Genomic DNA, 18,086 nt, shown 5'->3' with positions numbered 1-18,086 from the left:
GGAAAGTAGAAGCAAATATCCATCAGGGCCAGAGGAGTACCTCAATAACAGGCCGAATATATGGGTGCAATGAACTCTTCTCAAAGTCGATATTAAATATCTTGCAAACCGGATGGGTCCATATATGGGGAAATGCCAAATTCTGTGTGGAACAGAATAGGCCCTGTAAGCTCTACGATGACGAATAGCATTCCTGCTAAAAAGCCAGTTCGGCATCCTGCCTCTCGTCCGAAAGCTTGGTAACTGCGTTACCTCTCACCGTACCATCAAAGGCATCAGCCGTATCTGCACTAAATTAGAAAAGCACAACTTTTGGCACATAGAGTTATGATTCAAGATTTAGCTCATTTTTGGACATAAGCTATTCACCACGAAGGACACAGAGGACACGAAGAAAGGCTACTGTTCGCAGTAAACTCAGATATCGTTACTTCAGTGGGACGCTATAAAGCCGTCCTTGGCCGCTCTGCGGTTTCATCCCTGAAACCGAAGCCCACAGCCGCACCGACATCTGAATCATCATCTCTCCGAATTAGTTCGCTCAGATGTTTCAAACTCATTTCTGGTCATAAATGAGTTTGAGTAAGGAGTCTAAAGCTAAGTCGTGGGATAAGAAAAAGTATGGTAATCAAATAAAGTTTACCCCGCCCCAACATATCATTAAGAATTCATAAGCTGCTGTATTATTAGATCTTTTCTTTCAAATTTTCAATAGCGACTGAAAGTACAATATCTTTCTCGGCTCTTATATCTTCGAGCGAACGGTTCACGGTAACATGGGGAGTAATTCCATACCCAACAAACTCCCTTCCATCAGGGTAACTATCACGTTTAGTGCAAATCCTTAAAGAACCGCCACCGGGTAAATCAAAGAAAATTGGCTGCCCTGTGCTGCCATATGTCTTTTCGCCAATAGTTGTAAAATGATTCAATTCATCCGCATAAATCAAAAAGTCTTCTGCCGCAGATGCCGTGTACCTTCCTATCAGCACATAAGTAGGTACTATGTGGTTATTACTTTCTTTTGCTTTAAGTAATTCCATAGAACCTGATTCCCATGCATTGTTCTCGGCATATTCCTTATACTTTTTACTATAATTCCCCCACGCCTTGTATGCGGCGATATGCTTTTTAGTTTTCCAAATAGAGCCCTCTAAGTCTTTACTTGTAAAATGAGACAATATTTCAGCAGCAATACTTGAGTTGCCACCTCCATTAAATCTCAAATCAATAATTAGAGCTTTAGATTCCTTAATGTTTTCGTAAGCCGAATTAAATTGTTTCAGAATGTCCTCATCATGAAATCCATTCAAAGCAATATAAGCCACTTCACTATCCAACCGTTTAAACTCAAATAGTTCGCCATTGGATCTTGGTTGTTTCAAAGAGACTTTATCTACTTTTTGATGACGTGAATTCCTAGGTAGATTTACATCTTTAAGCTCCCCAGAGGGGGTCTGTATAGTAAAACGAACTTCAGTATTAGGTTCACCATCTAACATAGACCTTACAGCATCATTCCAGAGAATGTGTTCAGTTGAACTAGCTATGTAAGGCATGATACTAGTTTTTAAATAAGTATCTAAATCAACACCTTCAACAGAGATGATGTTAGAACCCAAGGGGATTTCAGCTTGTAACTCCCTTGGTACTTTAGTAATTACAGCTTGGCGATTTGCCTCTGTTAAACTTAAAGCTGGCCAGTCTACGTGCTTTGCAGAAAGTCCTTTAGGTAAATAAATATTAGTATGTCCATCTTGCAATAGCGCATTAAATTTCATTAGCTCACGGTAATATTCGTAAGTTGTTTCAGTCGCTAAAACTTTGGAAATATATTCTCTATAAGCACTATCAAAATCTAAGTTTGGCACTTGGTCAAAAAATGCGAAGTTGTAGCTCGCTTCTTTCCAAAACAAAGATAAACCATACAATTTATCTTTATCTGATAAATTATGAGGAGGATCTACATCTTCTCCGGCAGAAATAGAGAGCGATACAATTAACAGAGATGCTAATAATACTTTTTTTATCACTTAAACCATCCTTAGTAGTTTGAAATGCTAACGCAACCATAAAAACTAGCACATAGATAATGCGTATCTTCAGCTAGAAATTTAATAAACCTATTATTTAATTACACTTTAACAAAGGCATTGATTAACAATCACTCTACCAGAGTGATTGTGAAGAAACGAGCATAAGAGGGTGAAAAGCGAGCATTGATATTGACTCCCTATCGGAATCAATCACTCTTTTTTATCATTAATAGTAGTCAGTTCTACTTATCGACTGTAACTCACAAAGGGGCAAAACTGAGTTACTAAACATACAGAAAACACCCATTCCCCATCGGAGTTGCCGAAGTGCGTTGGAATAAATTGCGTGATGCCGACATGGATGTCGGCATAGCTTTCGCGGGGCAGGATGCCCCATCGGAAGCGTTAGCAATTTATCCATAAGCATGAGGAAGACAACTTCGTCTGGGGCGCTGAGGGTTTGTTAAGGGGGACAAGCGCTTTCCCCCTTGGCTCGGGTGTGGGCGAAGCGCCACGACTTTAACTGTTAGACGAAGTCTAACTTAAGGCCCAGGTGCAGCCTGATTTCCAGCCTTAAATTCAAGGCAAAAAAAAACCAGCTCAAAGGAGCTGGCAAGACATGTTTCAAGTGTTCCAAAATAAGGAAATCGGTTAGCGCGCTAGCGTTAATCAATGGCATATCGACAAGGTCAACATACCACTTGAGTCTAAACACACCCAAAGGGTGTTATAAGGTTGATGGATGATGAAATTACTCTAAAGGAGGGTTAGCCCTTAAAAGTCATGGCGTATAAACCGCCACGCAAAACATTTGAATCCAACCAAGTGTTTTGCCAATAAATCGAAATTTGTCCTGTGTAAGACATAGTCTGTACTCCTAACAAAGTTGTAAATTAATCTCGAATTAAATCAGTCAATGGGGTTGAGCCAAACTAATTTAATGAGGCAACTTGTCGCTCGATTCCTTGGAGAATTATCCTTCCTGGATAGACCTAAAAACTAGAAAGCATCTGCTTAACCAGTGAAAGCAATTATAAGCTCGTGTAATTTTATTACAAGTATTTATTGAGAATAATGCTCAAAAACTGTCATAGCGGTAATTTTACGACACCACATAGCGACACGGATCACACAAAAACCCCGTAATTAGCCGATAATCACAAACTGCCACCGTTCTCGATCAAAAAAGCTACACAAACTGAACAAGGTTTCGACAAGCCAAAGCCCACTTTGTGATTTAAAGGCAAAAAAAAGCCCACTCAATGAGCGGGCAAGACATTTCAAGTGTTCCTAACGGAAATTGGTTAACGCGCCAGCGGTAATCAATGGTAAACAGCGGAAGTATACTAACTCGGGCTATCTACGACTTGGTCTACAAGTATCTAAAAAGATACAATAAAGGTTGATGGAAACTGGTTAACTAAAAAGGAGGGTTAGCCCTTAAAAGTCATGGCGTACATACCGCCGCGCAAAATCTCTGTGTTTAACCAAAAGCTCTGCGAATAAATAGTGTGACTAAAATACATATTGATTACTCCAAACAAAGTTGAATTCCATATACTCTACTTTCATAAAAGCCGTTCGCTGGCTTGTAGAGTCAACTTGTCGCTCGATTCCTTGGAGAATTATCCATCCTGGATAGACTAAGTGTCGCGAAGCACCATTGCTTACTCGACGAAAGCAATTATAGATAAATGTAGTTTTATTACAAGCTTTTTTATTGAAAAAGCTAAAAAAGGCCAGTTTAAGTTATTTTATTACAAGATTTATTAGTAAAAGCCTTTATACCCCATTGGTTCTTATTTGGTTAGATTTGGTGACAAAAACAAAAAACCAGCACCTAAGGCACTGGTTTTATTAAACATAAAGACTATCCCGTCTACATCAAATTATGGTTACGCTCACTTCTCGGCCGTAATGTAGTGAAACAAACCGACTAAAGGTGTGGCTGTTGGCGAACCATATTGAGGATGTCCTTCGGTTGCACTACCAGCGATATCAATATGCGCATAAGCGATCGGCTTATCGGCATTTAAGCCATGAGTGCTAAGGCCTGATGCTTCAATTAAGAATACCGCAGGGTACTGATGTCCTCGAGCGGTAACAGATGATGGCGCGTTATTAGATGACAACATATCGGCTGCTGCCGAAGGGTCTACTATTTTGCTAAAGTCATCACGGCGTAATTGACTCACCTCTATCGGCTCCCCCCAAAGCGAGGCTTGCTCTTGCATCACTGAGGCAACATTTTGTTGCTTAGCCACGCTGTTTTCAACTACTGCGGTATATCCTCCATAGCAACGCACCACATGCCCTGTTAATGTTGCTACCGAGAACATCTGTGGTTTAACCGCTGTGATGGCTTTGATGCGTAAATGAGAAAGCAGATCTGCTAGCACTAAGCGTCCTTCTGCATCTGTATTACCAATACGCACCCGCTTACCTGCATGACTAGTGATGATTTCATCGGTGACAAAGGCTTCGCTACCGATACTGTTTCTCACTAAACCTAGCTCGGCGACAATACGAATGCCTTTAGGTTTTAGCATACTGATGGTTTTCATTAGCCCAGCCACCGCAGCCGCGCCGCCTTTATCTCGGCTCATTCCCGCCATACCACCAGCGATTTTTATATCGGCGCCACCAGTGTCATACACTACGCCTTTGCCAGCAAACATATAGGTATGTTCAATTTCGCCTTCGCCCACATATTCAAGCTTTACCACCCGAGGTTGATGTCTTAAAACACCAAAGGATGAACGGCCGACTGCACTGAGCAATGGATAGTCTCGCTCAAGAATGTCTCTGTCTTCGACCACACTCATCGATAAGCCAGAATCTTCAAGTGCTTCAATACAGTAATCGGCAAAGGCTGGAGCTGACATTCGCTCTGGCTCGGTGCCACAAAGGTCTCGAGCCAGTACCCTGCCGGCTTCGATTGCAGTGAGTGCCAATGCGCTTTTTTTATCGCTTAATAGGCCTATGGCCTCTAACGGTTTATCGCCACCGCCCGCTTCTCTAAGCTCTAATGCTTGCCAGAGCTCTTGCCCGCATGCCAGTGCAGCAACTTGAGCGGCATTTTGATAACGCTGCTCAGCTAAGTTATTGACTATTAGTAAAGGACGCTTGGCGCCAGCATCTTTAGCTAGCTTAATACCAAGTCTTGCTGCGTCAGCAAATACGCGAACATCTTGATAGTCATCATCCGCCTTTTTGACAGGTGCAATAATCAGCCGTCCACCAGCCATTCCAGGAGCAAATAATAATGTAGGAGATTGACCAACTCGCTTATCTATCTTTTGACCATGACTTGCTAGCATTACTATCTCGTCGAATTGCAGTGATGTAAGATCAGCAGTGACCACCACCAGCGCATCCCAGCCATTTCCTTCAAAAATGGCACCTTGATCGACTTCATCAACAAACTTAACTGATCCCATAACCTTTCCTTCTTATTTTATAATTTTGCTTCCGCATTATTCCCCTATTGTGGTCAGATTACCAACGACTTTACCGAGTATGAAAACTATTGTGGAAACTTCGGCTGACAAGGCTGGATTCATCAAGCAGCTTACGACTCCGCGGCGCAGTAAGACTATGCTAGACTGTCTGCAATTTCTGCCTCACAGGCAGCCGCGCGCGATAGATATTACTCGAATAGGAGATTTTTAAGTGACCACTCTTAGTCAGTTACAACCACAAGCACTTTGGCAATGGTTCGAACAGATCTGTGCCATTCCGCATCCATCTAAGCATGAGCAAGCCTTGAGTGCTCATATTCAGGCTTGGGCTAAAGACAAACAACTCAGTGTTGTTGAAGATAAAGTCGGAAACCTCATTATTAAAAAACCTGCCACTGCTGGCATGGAAGACCGTAAAACCGTAGTACTTCAAGCCCATATCGACATGGTGCCGCAGAAGAACGCTGACAAAGACCATGATTTTGAAAAAGATCCGATTGAAGCTTATGTTGACGGTGACTGGGTTAAAGCTAAAGGCACTACGTTAGGTGCTGATAACGGCATCGGTATGGCGTCTGCGCTTGCCATTTTAGGTGCCGATGATATCCCTCACGGTCCACTAGAAGTACTACTGACTATTGATGAAGAAGCAGGTATGACTGGCGCCTTCGGTTTAGAGGCCGGTATGCTTGATGCTGAGATCTTGATCAACACCGACTCTGAGCAAGAAGGTGAGATCTACATGGGTTGTGCTGGCGGCGTTGATGCGCAGTTAAGCGTACCTATGGTTTGGCAGTCACCTGAACCTACTAATGCCAGTTACAAACTGTCGATTGCAGGTCTTAAGGGCGGTCACTCAGGCGTTAATATCCACTTAGGTCGTGGTAACGCTAACAAACTGTTAGCGCGCTTCCTGTTTGATCACGGCGATGAACTTGCCATCGAGCTAACTCAATTTGTTGGTGGTTCACTGCGAAACGCAATTCCACGTGAAGCTGAAATCAGCTTTATGCTACCGCCTGAAAACCTAAGCCTGCTACAGACACGCATTAACGAATTTCAGGCTCTAGTGCGTGAAGAACTAGCGATTGCAGATCCAGGTACAGTGCTAACCTTGGCTGAAATTCCAGCTGAAAAGCAGGTAATGAGCGAAGACTCACAGCAAATCTTAGTTGACCTGCTAAATGCTTGCCCAAATGGCGTCATTCGCATGAGTGATGAAGTTGAAGGTGTGACTGAAACGTCACTAAACGTAGGTGTTATCAGCACAGATAACGAAAGCGTACAGATCCTTTGTCTTATCCGTTCATTAATTGACTCAGGACGCACTGAAGTGGAAGGTGTATTAACCTCACTTGCTAACCTTGCTGGTGCCAATGTTGAATTCAGCGGTGCCTATCCTGGTTGGAAACCAGATAACAGCTCACCTGTAATGGCAAGTGTGCGTGAAACTTACGAAGCGATTTACAACAAAGAGCCAACTATCATGGTGATCCATGCAGGTCTTGAATGTGGACTATTTAAGAAGCCTTACCCAGAGATGGATATGGTGTCTATTGGCCCGACTATTCGCTACCCGCATAGCCCTGATGAAAAAGTAAATATCACCACCGTTGGTCAGTACTGGAAGCTGTTGTTAGCCGTACTAGAACGTACTCCAGTTAAAGGCTAATTAACTGTAATTAGTTTGAAGACACTAAAAAATAAAGGCCACTTAGCTATTAATTAGCAATAAGTGGCCTTTGTTATATCTAACATCAGCTAGGGTATCAATTACCATTCTAACCCCAAGCCATTCGCTACTCACTTTACCCAAGCAGTAGCCCTGATGAAAAAGTGAATATCACCACCGTTGGCCAGTACTGGAAGCTGTTGTTAGCCGTGCTAGAGCGCACTTCAGTCAAAAGCTAATCAAGCTTGCAAAGTCAAAAGGCCACTTAGCTATTAATTAGCAATAAGTGGCCTTTGTTATATCTAACACGCTATTTCTATCTAAACAGTTAAAAGCCTAAATCCAATTGCGAGCTATCTATATCGTCTTGCTCAGAGGTGACACGATTAGAAGCGAGGCCTACGGAAACCCCAAGTAAACGAATACCACGCTCATGTTGCCTTTCCATCGCTTGCTCAAGTAACTGATAAAACAAATTTACCGATATTTCATCACTGCGGTGCTCAATGGTCGTCTGTTTAAAGTCCTCAAACTTAATTTTAACCACCTGCTTATGGATAGTCCTATCCTTGGCACTACGACTCACCCTTGCACCTAGTTCTTGAATAAGCTGCGGCATCACGGCTCGGCACTGCTCAAGCGTGTGAATATCTTTGGCTAAGGTCGTTTCAACCCCAACCGACTTTCTCTCTCTGTTTGGAGAAATCCCCCGTTTGTCGATCCCTTTAGATCGCTCAATCAGTACACTGCCAAATTTTCCAAAACGCTCAATCAGCTGGGCCTGAGGATATGCCTGCACATCACTACAGTTATGTAAGCCTAAATCGGCTAGTTTTTTAGCGGTAACCTTGCCAACACCTGGAATTTTTATCAGTGGTAAGGTTTTAACAAACTCATTAATCATGTCTGGGCGGATCACATACTGTCCATTAGGTTTATTTAAATCTGAGGCTATCTTGGCAAGAAATTTAACTGGCGCTATCCCGGCTGAGGCCGTCAAGCCCGTTTCGGCCAAGATATCGGCCCGAATAGCTTCGGCTATTAAGGTAGCTGAGCCCTTACAGTGCGGGCTATCAGTGACATCTAAATACGCTTCATCTAGAGACAAAGGCTCAATTAAGTCGGTATAACGTTCAAATACAGCTCTAATTTGACTGGAGACTTCTTTATAGACCTGCATTCGTCCTGGTACTAATATCAGATCAGGACAAAGCTTCAGGGCATAGCCTGATGCCATAGCAGATCGCACGCCAAATTCTCGCGCCTCATAATTACAGGTACTTATCACCCCACGACGATCGCTGCGCCCACCCACGGCAATAGGCTTTCCTCTTAATTCAGGAAAGTCGCGCATTTCCACTGCGGCGTAGAAGCAATCCATGTCGACATGAATAATTTTTTGCAAGCCAATATCCTCCGAAAAGAATATTACTGTATATAAAAACAGTATTCAATATAAACCACACAGATCAAATGCTGACTTAACATAACGCCAGCCTGTAAAAGCGCTAAGCAGTTAATCTAAAGTATGATTTAAATTTGAGGTGCTGGATAAAATAGCTTACAGAGCATCGTCAGTTCTTCTGCTGATAGAATAGATAAAGGCTTAATATGGGGATTGTATGCCTGTCTAGCATCACCGAGTGGCTTCTCATCGTTTACCTGGGCCTCAAGGCGCTCGATATACTCAAGCAGATAATCAATCTGAAATTGATTATCTGCATCTAGCTGAGTGTTATTTGTTTCAGATGTTATCAACATCGCCTGCCCCCAAACAGTCAGATAAAATAGCTATGTGACTGATGCTGTACTCTGACTTTATTCGTAGGCTTCAGCTGCTAAAGCGCGAGATCAAAAGCAATAATCACATCGTCTAATGCTAGATTAATCCGATAGAGCTGAACCCAGGCTGTATCAGCAGTTCGGACAAACAGCTTTGCTATCAGTCTAATACCAATCAATATAAAGATTTGGTCACTCAGCGAGAATTTAGCGGTTCAGAGACAAGGTCATTAAGTGCTCCAGCTTTAATGACATTCGCTGCATCCATGAAGCTCGATACGAGTGAAGAGCATAGTTAAACTAGGTTTAAGCTCCCTCTTGTTCCTTAAGAGTCACAGTAACAGAGCCACTAAAACTCGCCATTCTGGAGCGTTTTTGGCTGCCTACTTCGGCGTTGAACAACTTCACAAGGGAACAACCATTCTCTCAGTTATTCGCCTTGAATTAGTTTGCCAAAAACGCTCTGAGTAGATCAGCTACTTATACTGATTGGTATAAGTATCAATTAGAGAGCTGGGGGAAAAAGCGGAAAAAAAGAGCCGCTATATTGCGGCTCGTAAATCATTGTTTATATCGCTTACATCTTACTTTGAAGATAGTTTGGTAGGCCGACCTTATCAATCAATCCGAGTTGCTTCTCAAGCCAATACATATGATCTGACTCGGTTTCTTCGAGTAGTACCTCTAAGATCTCACGGCTTTCGTAGTCACTCTTCTGCTCACACAGGGCAATTGCGCTGCGTAAGTTATCTGCGACTTGATACTCATAGGCTAAATCATTCTTGAGCATCTGCTCAGTATCTTTACCAATATTTAGCGGCTCTCGACTGGCAACGTCTGGTGTACCTTCTAAAAAGAGTATTCTCTGCACCAACTTTTTCGCATGTTCGCGTTCATCATCACTCTCATGGGAAATGCGCTCATGAAGTTCATTCAGGCCCCAGTCTTCATACATTAAACCATGGACAAAATACTGATCCATGGCCGAAAGCTCACCTGTGAGCAGCTTATTGAGAGTATCAATGACTTCTTTATTACCTTTCATAACGGCCTCCAGTTAGCTCATTTTGGACTGTAGGTAGTTTTGTATACCTGTTAACGAGATAAGCTCTAATTGCGCCTCAAGCCAATCTAGGTGCTCTTCTTCATCTTCTAGCAAGTCTTCTAAAATATCTCGACTAACGTAATCAGCCTCTAACTCACACAGAGCGATAGCCTCACGAAGTAATACTAACTCCTCTTCTAGCATGACTTTGTCGCACTCAAGCATCTCTTGGCTATGTTCACCGATACGAATTTTGTCTAACTGCTGTAGGTTTGGCAGCCCCTCAAGGAACAACACCCGCTCAATTAACTTATCGGCATGCTTCATATCTTGAATGGATTTTTTATAGGCCTTTTCATCGAGTTCACCTAAGCCCCAATTCTTAAACATGCGAGCATGGAGGAAATACTGATTAATTGCGGTAAGTTCGCTGGTCAGCACCTTATTGAGCTGACTAATGACCTTAGGTTGTCCTTTCATCTGTTTATCCTTAGTTAAATTGATCTATATCAATATTTACAACCTAGAACAAAAAACAACCAATTACAAATAAACTTTATATTTCAGAAGGTTAGTAAAGATAACCATTCTCATTAGCACTTCAATTCTTACTTGGGGTAATGCTGAAGCAGACGTGGTTTTATCTAGTTAAACTAGGCGATTAGCACATTGGCGAAGTTAGAGACGTTAACGAAAGGCAAACAGAATTAGCGCTATATATGAATACAGGCTGTATAAGCAGATGTTTTAGAGAAAAAAGATATAAAAAAGGCTCCGTAAAGGAGCCTTAATTATCGCGATATGCAGAATTAAATAATGCGATTCTGCTCTAACTTCTCACGACGCTCTTGTTCAGCCATTCTGGCTTTACGCTTATCACATGGGTCATCACAATCACATGCTTTCTCAATTCCGAGCGCACCGAGACCACCGCAGCTTCCAGCAACGGCTTGTCGCTTGACTAAATAGCCTATCGACATTAAGAAAAAGAAACCTAATAACACGACAAAAGCCGCAATAAATGTGCTCATATTCGACTCCAACTACTGAGTAACGAAAGGTTTGAAAGCTTCACTGTAGAAGACTTTAAAGCCATCATCTTGCTTTTCAATAAGCATTATCGCTAGATGCTCACGTTTAGCAAGTTCTAGGGATGCCTGGGTACCTAGCACCATCATAGCAGTCGCGTAGCCATCTGCAATCATTGATTCTTGATGCAAAACGGTAACCGACGCTAATCTATGATGTATCGGGTAGCCTGTACGTGGATCGATCAGGTGCGAAAAACGCTTACCGTCTTCCTCGTAATAATTACGATAATCGCCCGATGTTGCCATAGCCATATTCTTAGGGGAGATAACTTGTTGAATAGCCCCACCAGAATCGCCTGGTTGCTCGATAGCGATACGCCATAGTGTACCATCGGCTTTAGTACCACGTAGGCTGATCTCACCACCAATCTCGACTAAATAACCCGTCGGCTGATACTTATCTAATAAGGCGGCTATTTTATCAACACCGAAGCCTTTTGCAATAGAAGACAAGTCGACATAAATGTCAGGATCTTGCTTACTAATTCTATTGCCATCAACTTCTATCGCTTCAATACCAGTACGACCCATAGCGGCATCTATTGCTTGCTGAGATGGAATTTGGGTCGGTTTCTTATCCGGACCAAAACCCCATAAATTAACTAACGGCCCTAAAGTTATATCTAAGGCACCATCAGTTGTTTTGTATAATGCTAATCCTTCAGCAATTACCTTGGCAGTGTCCGCCGATACTTCAACCTTATCGCTGCGAGTCATCTGGTTGAACTTAGATAACTCAGAGTTTGGTCGGTAGGTCGACATCTGATCGTTAACCTTTTCTAAGGCTAAATCGATTTCTGCTTGCAGTAACTGAACATCTGGCATTCTTTCATTAGGAACGACCTTAATATGGTAAGTCGTACCCATTGTGTTGCCAGACAGTGAAATCACTTCAGCTTGTTTAGTACAAGCTGAAATAAAAAAGGCTAACCCGATAAGGGCCAGCCAGTTTACTAAGGTCTTAAACATATTGACCTAGATCTCCAATAAGAGAAGGGTTAGCCACCGAAGTCATCCAACAAGATGTTTTCATCTTCGACACCAAGATCTTTAAGCATGCCAATAACAGCTGCGTTCATCATTGGTGGGCCACACATGTAGTACTCACAATCTTCTGGTGCTTCATGGTCACGTAAGTAGTTCTCATACAATACGTTATGAATAAAGCCAGTGTAGCCATCCCAGTTGTCTTCAGGCTGTGGATCAGACAGTGCAACATGCCATTGGAAGTTGTCATTATCTGCCGCTAAGCCATCGAAATCTTCAACATAGAACATTTCACGGCTAGAGCGCGCACCGTACCAGAAGCTCATCTTACGCTTCGAGTTAAGACGCTTAAGTTGGTCGAAGATATGCGAACGCATTGGCGCCATACCAGCACCACCACCGATGAATACCATTTCTGCGTCAGTTTCTTTGGCAAAGAACTCACCAAATGGACCAGAAATCGTCACCTTGTCACCCGCTTTTAGGCTAAATATGTACGATGACATCTTACCACAAGGCAGAGATAGGTTACGCGGAGGTGGCGATGCAATACGTACGTTCAACATGATGATACCTTCCTCAAGAGGATAGTTCGCCATAGAGTATGCACGGATTGTTTCGTCTTCAACGGTTGACTCTAAGTTGAAGAAGCCAAAGTGTTCCCAGTCGCCACGGTATTCTGCAGGAATATCGTAATCTGCATATTTAACATGGTGCGCTGGTGCTTCAATCTGAATGTAACCACCTGCACGGAAAGGTACAGAGTCACCATCAGGAATTTGTAGCTTAAGCTCTTTGATGAAGGTTGCTTTGCTATCGTTAGAGATAACTTCACATTCCCACTTCTTAACACCAAAGATCTCTTCTTCTAGTTCAATCTCCATGTCAGTTTTAACGTTTACCTGACAAGATAAACGGCAACCGCCACGGGCTTCACCTTTGCTGATATGGTCCAATTCAGTTGGTAGAATATCACCACCACCCGATTTAACGTGCACTTTACACTGACCACAAGTACCACCACCGCCACATGCAGATGAAACGAAAATACCGCTCTCTGCTAATGCGCCAAGTAGCTTGCCACCAGCTGCTGTTTTAATTGCTTTACTCGCGTCATCGTTGATGCCAATAGTGACATCGCCGCTTGCAACTAGCTTAGATTTAGCAAATAAAATCACCAAAACCAAAACCAATACAATCGCGGTAAACATACTCACACCGAGATATACATCGATTGGAGTAGATTCAAGAATACCCATTAACTTATCCTTAAAGGTTCAAATTAAGACGTCGTTATGGTGCCTCTTTACAGAGACACACCTGAGAACGACATGAAACCTAGAGCCATCAAACCAGCGGTAACAAAGGTAATACCTAAGCCGCGAAGCCCATCAGGAACATCAGCATATTTTAACTTTTCACGGATACCAGCAAGCAGCACAAGTGCTAATGCCCAACCGATACCAGAACCTATACCAAACACCAAGCTTTCACCTAGGTTGTAGTCACGCTCAACCATGAAAGATACTGCACCGAAAATTGCACAGTTTACTGTGATTAGCGGTAGGAAGATCCCCAATGCGTTATATAGCGGTGGGAAATACTTATCTAATGCCATCTCAAGGATTTGAACCAAAGCTGCAATCACACCGATAAAGGTGATGAACTTCAAAAAGCTCAAGTCAGCATCTGGTACACCCGCCCAAGCTAATGCGCCTGGAGCTAGAATACCTTGATAGATAATTTGGTTAACAGGAACTGAAATAGCCAGTACCACGATAACTGCAACACCTAAGCCCATGGCTGTTTTTACTTTCTTAGATACTGCAAGAAAAGTACACATACCAAGGAAAAAGGATAGCGCCATGTTTTCAATGAAAACAGAACGAATTAATAGACTAATATAATGTTCCATTATGCTTATCCTTTTGCTTCAACTTGCTCTGGCTTCATCACACGAATAATCCAGATCAATGCACCAATCAGGAAGAACGCGCTCGGAGGCAGAAGCAATAGGCCGTTAGGCTGATACCAGCCACCGTCTGAAATCTTGCTTAGGATTTCAATGCCGAATAATGAACCATTACCAAACAATTCACGTACGAAGCCAACTGACAACAAGATTGCACCGTAGCCTAGACCATTACCGATACCGTCCATGAAGCTCATCATAGGAGGAGTCTTCATCGCGTAAGCCTCTGCACGGCCCATTACGATACAGTTAGTAATAATCAAACCAACGAATACCGATAGCTGCTTAGCAACATCGTAAGCGTAAGCTTGTAGTACTTGGTCAACCACGATTACTAGAGACGCAATAATCGTCATCTGCACGATAATACGTACGCTGCTTGGAATGTGATTACGAATCAATGAAATAAATAGATTCGATAAGGCACATACCGCTGTAAGCGCAATCGTCATTACCAATGCTGTTTCCATCTTACTGGTTACAGCCAAGGCACTACATACACCCAAGATTTGCAGAGCAATTGGGTTGTTGCTGACAATAGGTCCAATTAGAACCGATTTAAGTTCTTTAGCATCAGCCATTAGCTAAGCCCTCCATTGCGAGCCTTTTCGATAAAGCGAGCAAAACCTTCCTCACCTAACCAAAAATCAAGTGAGTGCTGTACACCATTACCGGTAAGCGTTGCACCTGACAGTGCATCAACACCGTATGGTGATGCCGCAACTGCAGGGTTTTTAGTTACACTAATTGCAAGCTCACCCTTGTCGTTATAAAGCTTTTTACCAGTCCACTTAGCAATCCATTGAGGATTTTGAACTTCACCACCAAGACCAGGTGTCTCACCTGAGCCAGTGAAGTCGTAATAAACTAAGCTGCGAATAGTATTCAAGTCAGGCTCAACCGCTAAGAAAGCATACATAGTTGACCACAAACCATAACCTTTAATAGGAATAATCACAGTTTGTAGCTGCTTGTTGTCATCATGTACTAGATAAACAACTGCTTCATTTGCTACGCGCTTAACTGATGCAATGTCGTTCTTCGGTACAAAAGACGTTGCTGGAGTACGCGCTGCTTTATCAGCATCAAACGTGTTGGCATCACCTTCTACAAAGTCACCGGTTTTAAGGTCGACTAACTTAGCTTCAACATACTTGTCGTATGTAGCCAAGACTTGAGACTTCTCAACTTTACCTTCGCGAGGGTTGATAAGTCCTGCAGCTTCAAGAATGTACTTTTGCTTATCGAGTAGTTTGTTTTCTTGTTGGGTAGGCTTCAATAATACTGCTGCCGTCGAAACGAACATAGAGCAGATGAAACACAAGCCAACAACAACAAATAGTGTTCTACCGAAAGAATCTTTATTACTAGCCACGTGCAATCCTCCGCTTGATATTCGACTGAACCACGAAATGGTCAAATAATGGAGCAAATAGATTCGCGAACAAGATAGCCAACATCATGCCTTCAGGGAAAGCTGGGTTGATAACGCGAATGAATACTGCCATAGCACCGATAAGAATACCGTAGCCCCACTTTGCGTTATTAGTGAAAGACGCTGATACAGGGTCTGTCGCCATAAACATCATACCGAACGCAAAGCCACCTAATACAAGGTGCCAGTACCAAGGCATTGCAAACATTGGGTTCGTGTCACTACCGATAAAGTTAAGTAGGTAAGAAACGGCAATCATACCGACCATCACACCACCAACGATACGCCATGAAGCGATACGGGTATAAATGATAACTGCGCCACCAATCAAGATAGCAAGAGTCGATACTTCACCCACAGAACCTGGAATGAAACCAAAGAAAGCGTTCCACCAGTCAGTAGTTAAACCGTATTCTAAAGTGCCTTGCGCCGCTTGACTCAGTGCAGTTGCACCAGAGAAACCGTCAGCCACAACCCAAGTGGTGTCACCAGACATACTTAGCGGATATGCGAAGAATAGGAATGCGCGACCAGCAAGTGCAGGGTTTAAGAAGTTACGACCTGTACCACCAAAGATCTCTTTCGCAACGACCACACCAAAGGTAATACCTAAAGCAACCATCCAAAGCGGAATCGTTGCCGGTAGTGTTAATGCGAAAAGGATTGAGGTAACAAAGAAACCTTCGTTAACTTCATGCCCGCGTACTGATGCAAATAGCACTTCCCATATACCACCGACAGCGAATGTCACCGCATATATAGGTAAGAACCAACAGGCGCCGTACCACATTAATGCGGCGATACCCGAATTTGCAGTCAATTCAGTACCAAACATACCGAAAAGAGCGACTTGCCATGTGTCAGGAGCTGCAAAACCAGCGACTAACGCATCTTGCGCTTGTAAACCTACGTTGTACATACCTACAAACATTGCAGGGAACGCACAAGCCCAAACCGTAATCATCATACGTTTTAGGTCCAGATTATCACGAACATGGGTACGACCCTTGTTCACATGACCTGGCGTGTAAAAGACAGTATATGCGGCTTCAAAAAGCGCATAAAACTTCTCATATTTGCCGCCTTTTTCAAACTGCGGCTCAATATTTTCGAAAAACTGTTTTAAGCCCATTAGCCTTCCCTCACAATCGTATCTAAGCAGTCACGTAGATATGACGCGTAGTCATATTTACCAGGACATACGAAAGTACACAGTGCCAAATCTTCTTCATCCAACTCCAATGCACCCAAGGTTGCAGCACCATCGTAATCACCAGAAACCAGATCACGAAGTAGCATAGTTGGCAGAATATCTAGCGGCATAACGCGCTCATAGTTACCAATTGGTACCATTGCACGATCACTACCACCTGTGCTCGTTGTCATGTTGAACAAACGAGAAGATGAAAGGTGTCCGAGGAATGCACGAGTAATAGAGAACTTATCAGAGCCAGGCATTGCCCAACCAAATAGTTCTTTCTCTGTGCCTTCTTCTAACAAGCTCACTTGATTGTGATAACGACCAAGGTAAGCGTGAGGGCCAATTGCATTACGACCGTTTAAAACAGAGCCAGAGATAGAACGAACATTACCTTCTGCTGTTTCGCCGTTAAGTAACTGCGCCATAGAAGCACCCACTTGGGTACGCACTAGACGAGGTTTAACAGCTTTAGGGCCGGCTATTGCCACAACTCTTTGGGTATATAGTTCACCCGTAGCAAACAACTTACCAACCGCAATCACGTCTTGGTAGTTGATATGCCAAACCGTTCTGGTTGCAGAAGCAGGTAATAGATTATGAATATGCGTGCCTGGCAATCCTGCAGGATGCAAGCCAGCAAACTCTTCTACCTGAGCGTTAGCAGCAGGAATATCAGCGCCTGGTGCTTTACAAAGGTAAACCTTACCTTCAGTTAACTTAGAAAGAACCTTAAGTCCGTTTTCAAAGTCAGCTTTATGTTCTGCAATCACGACAACAGGATCTGCTGCCAGTGGTTGAGTATCGATAGCGGTGACGAAAATACCAGCAGCGGTTGAATCAACGCCGGGTACTTTACTGAAAGGACGCGTACGCAAAGCCGTCCACAAACCTGATTGGATCAGGTTGTCACGTACTTGCTGTGTCTCTAACGTATCGATTGCAGTGGCGTCATATTTAGCAAAAGAGATGCTTTCATCCCCTTCCACTTCTATAACAACAGACTGCAGAACACGTTGAGCGCCCCGGTTAACTTCGGAAATTGTGCCACTTGCTGAAGCCGTATATATCACGCCAAGGTTCTTTTTATCTTCAAAAAGAATCTGACCTTTTTTAACTTTGTCCCCTACCTTAATTTTCATGGTAGGACGTAAGCCAATATACTCTTCACCCAAAATAGCTACATGTTTGATGGCTTTACCATCATGGATAACTTGCTCTGGCCCGCCTGCTATAGGTAGGTCCAATCCTTTCTTTATTGTAATCATATCCACAAGCACTACGTTATGAAGGAAAGACAATGCGCCGCGTTCCTGCTAAACACACAAGTTTTTTAACAAACCTCTAATTCGTGTTGAGCTAGCGCAGATTTATCGCCTAAATGCGATCGCAATCACGCTGGTCGCG

At 43.1% G+C, this 18,086-nt stretch carries 15 protein-coding genes; 1 reads left to right on the top strand and 14 read right to left on the bottom strand.

The features are described from left to right. Positions 1-686: 686 nt before the first annotated feature. Together K5Q73_RS15050 and K5Q73_RS15045 are read right to left on the bottom strand one after the other, a co-directional pair. The gene (locus K5Q73_RS15050; protein WP_220764848.1) at positions 687-2,033 is read right to left on the bottom strand and encodes a S41 family peptidase; all 1,347 of its coding nucleotides are present in this window, start codon (positions 2,031-2,033) and stop codon (positions 687-689) included. A gap of 1,904 nt (positions 2,034-3,937) precedes the next feature. Next, positions 3,938-5,476, bottom strand: a complete 1,539-nt coding sequence (locus K5Q73_RS15045) for a leucyl aminopeptidase family protein (protein ID WP_220764846.1) — start codon at positions 5,474-5,476, stop codon at positions 3,938-3,940. Between the two features lie 232 nt (positions 5,477-5,708). On the opposite strand from K5Q73_RS15045, the gene K5Q73_RS15040 reads away from it, so the two are divergent. Continuing rightward, on the top strand, positions 5,709-7,169 hold the full coding sequence (locus K5Q73_RS15040; RefSeq protein WP_220764844.1) for an aminoacyl-histidine dipeptidase: 1,461 nt from the start codon (positions 5,709-5,711) through the stop codon (positions 7,167-7,169). 328 nt (positions 7,170-7,497) lie between these two features. Here the strand turns inward: K5Q73_RS15040 and dinB are convergent, their stop codons facing one another. From dinB to K5Q73_RS14980, 12 genes are all read right to left on the bottom strand, one after another. Next, positions 7,498-8,574, bottom strand: coding sequence for a DNA polymerase IV (gene dinB / locus K5Q73_RS15035; protein ID WP_220764842.1), 1,077 nt, complete (start codon positions 8,572-8,574; stop codon positions 7,498-7,500). 128 nt (positions 8,575-8,702) lie between these two features. Then, entirely contained in the window at positions 8,703-8,930 is a 228-nt protein-coding gene (locus tag K5Q73_RS15030) for a hypothetical protein (RefSeq protein WP_220764833.1), read from the bottom strand. 598 nt (positions 8,931-9,528) lie between these two features. Then, positions 9,529-9,996 (bottom strand): bacterioferritin, encoded by a 468-nt coding sequence (gene bfr / locus K5Q73_RS15025; protein WP_220764830.1) that lies wholly within the window; start codon positions 9,994-9,996, stop codon positions 9,529-9,531. Positions 9,997-10,008: 12 nt separating this feature from the next. Then, positions 10,009-10,476 carry a bacterioferritin gene (gene bfr, locus K5Q73_RS15020; protein WP_220764820.1) on the bottom strand — a complete coding sequence of 156 codons (468 nt, stop codon included), beginning with the start codon at positions 10,474-10,476 and terminating at the stop codon, positions 10,009-10,011. 329 nt (positions 10,477-10,805) lie between these two features. Continuing rightward, entirely contained in the window at positions 10,806-11,027 is a 222-nt protein-coding gene (gene nqrM, locus K5Q73_RS15015) for a (Na+)-NQR maturation NqrM (RefSeq protein ID WP_012156314.1), read from the bottom strand. Between the two features lie 12 nt (positions 11,028-11,039). After that, the gene (locus tag K5Q73_RS15010; protein WP_220764807.1) at positions 11,040-12,056 is read right to left on the bottom strand and encodes an FAD:protein FMN transferase; all 1,017 of its coding nucleotides are present in this window, start codon (positions 12,054-12,056) and stop codon (positions 11,040-11,042) included. A gap of 29 nt (positions 12,057-12,085) precedes the next feature. Beyond that, a complete protein-coding gene (nqrF, locus tag K5Q73_RS15005; protein WP_220764805.1) occupies positions 12,086-13,333 on the bottom strand; it encodes an NADH:ubiquinone reductase (Na(+)-transporting) subunit F in 1,248 nt (415 codons plus the stop codon). 47 nt (positions 13,334-13,380) lie between these two features. Then, complete coding sequence (gene nqrE / locus K5Q73_RS15000; RefSeq protein WP_012156317.1) at positions 13,381-13,989, bottom strand: NADH:ubiquinone reductase (Na(+)-transporting) subunit E; 609 nt, start codon at positions 13,987-13,989, stop codon at positions 13,381-13,383. 5 nt (positions 13,990-13,994) lie between these two features. Beyond that, a complete protein-coding gene (locus K5Q73_RS14995) occupies positions 13,995-14,627 on the bottom strand; it encodes an NADH:ubiquinone reductase (Na(+)-transporting) subunit D (protein ID WP_028769180.1) in 633 nt (210 codons plus the stop codon). Continuing rightward, complete coding sequence (locus K5Q73_RS14990; protein ID WP_220764803.1) at positions 14,627-15,421, bottom strand: Na(+)-translocating NADH-quinone reductase subunit C; 795 nt, start codon at positions 15,419-15,421, stop codon at positions 14,627-14,629. Before K5Q73_RS14990 ends, K5Q73_RS14995 begins: the two co-directional genes overlap by 1 nt. Further along, the gene (locus K5Q73_RS14985) at positions 15,414-16,613 is read right to left on the bottom strand and encodes an NADH:ubiquinone reductase (Na(+)-transporting) subunit B (RefSeq protein WP_220764801.1); all 1,200 of its coding nucleotides are present in this window, start codon (positions 16,611-16,613) and stop codon (positions 15,414-15,416) included. Before K5Q73_RS14985 ends, K5Q73_RS14990 begins: the two co-directional genes overlap by 8 nt. Then, the gene (locus K5Q73_RS14980; protein WP_220764799.1) at positions 16,613-17,947 is read right to left on the bottom strand and encodes a Na(+)-translocating NADH-quinone reductase subunit A; all 1,335 of its coding nucleotides are present in this window, start codon (positions 17,945-17,947) and stop codon (positions 16,613-16,615) included. Before K5Q73_RS14980 ends, K5Q73_RS14985 begins: the two co-directional genes overlap by 1 nt. Between the last annotated feature and the right edge of the window lie 139 nt (positions 17,948-18,086).

The sequence above is a fragment of the Shewanella sp. MBTL60-112-B2 genome (genome assembly GCF_019655055.1).
Lineage (GTDB): Bacteria > Pseudomonadota > Gammaproteobacteria > Enterobacterales > Shewanellaceae > Shewanella.
Note: the sequence above shows the minus strand (reverse complement) of the source record. Positions and strands in the feature narration are given on the sequence as shown.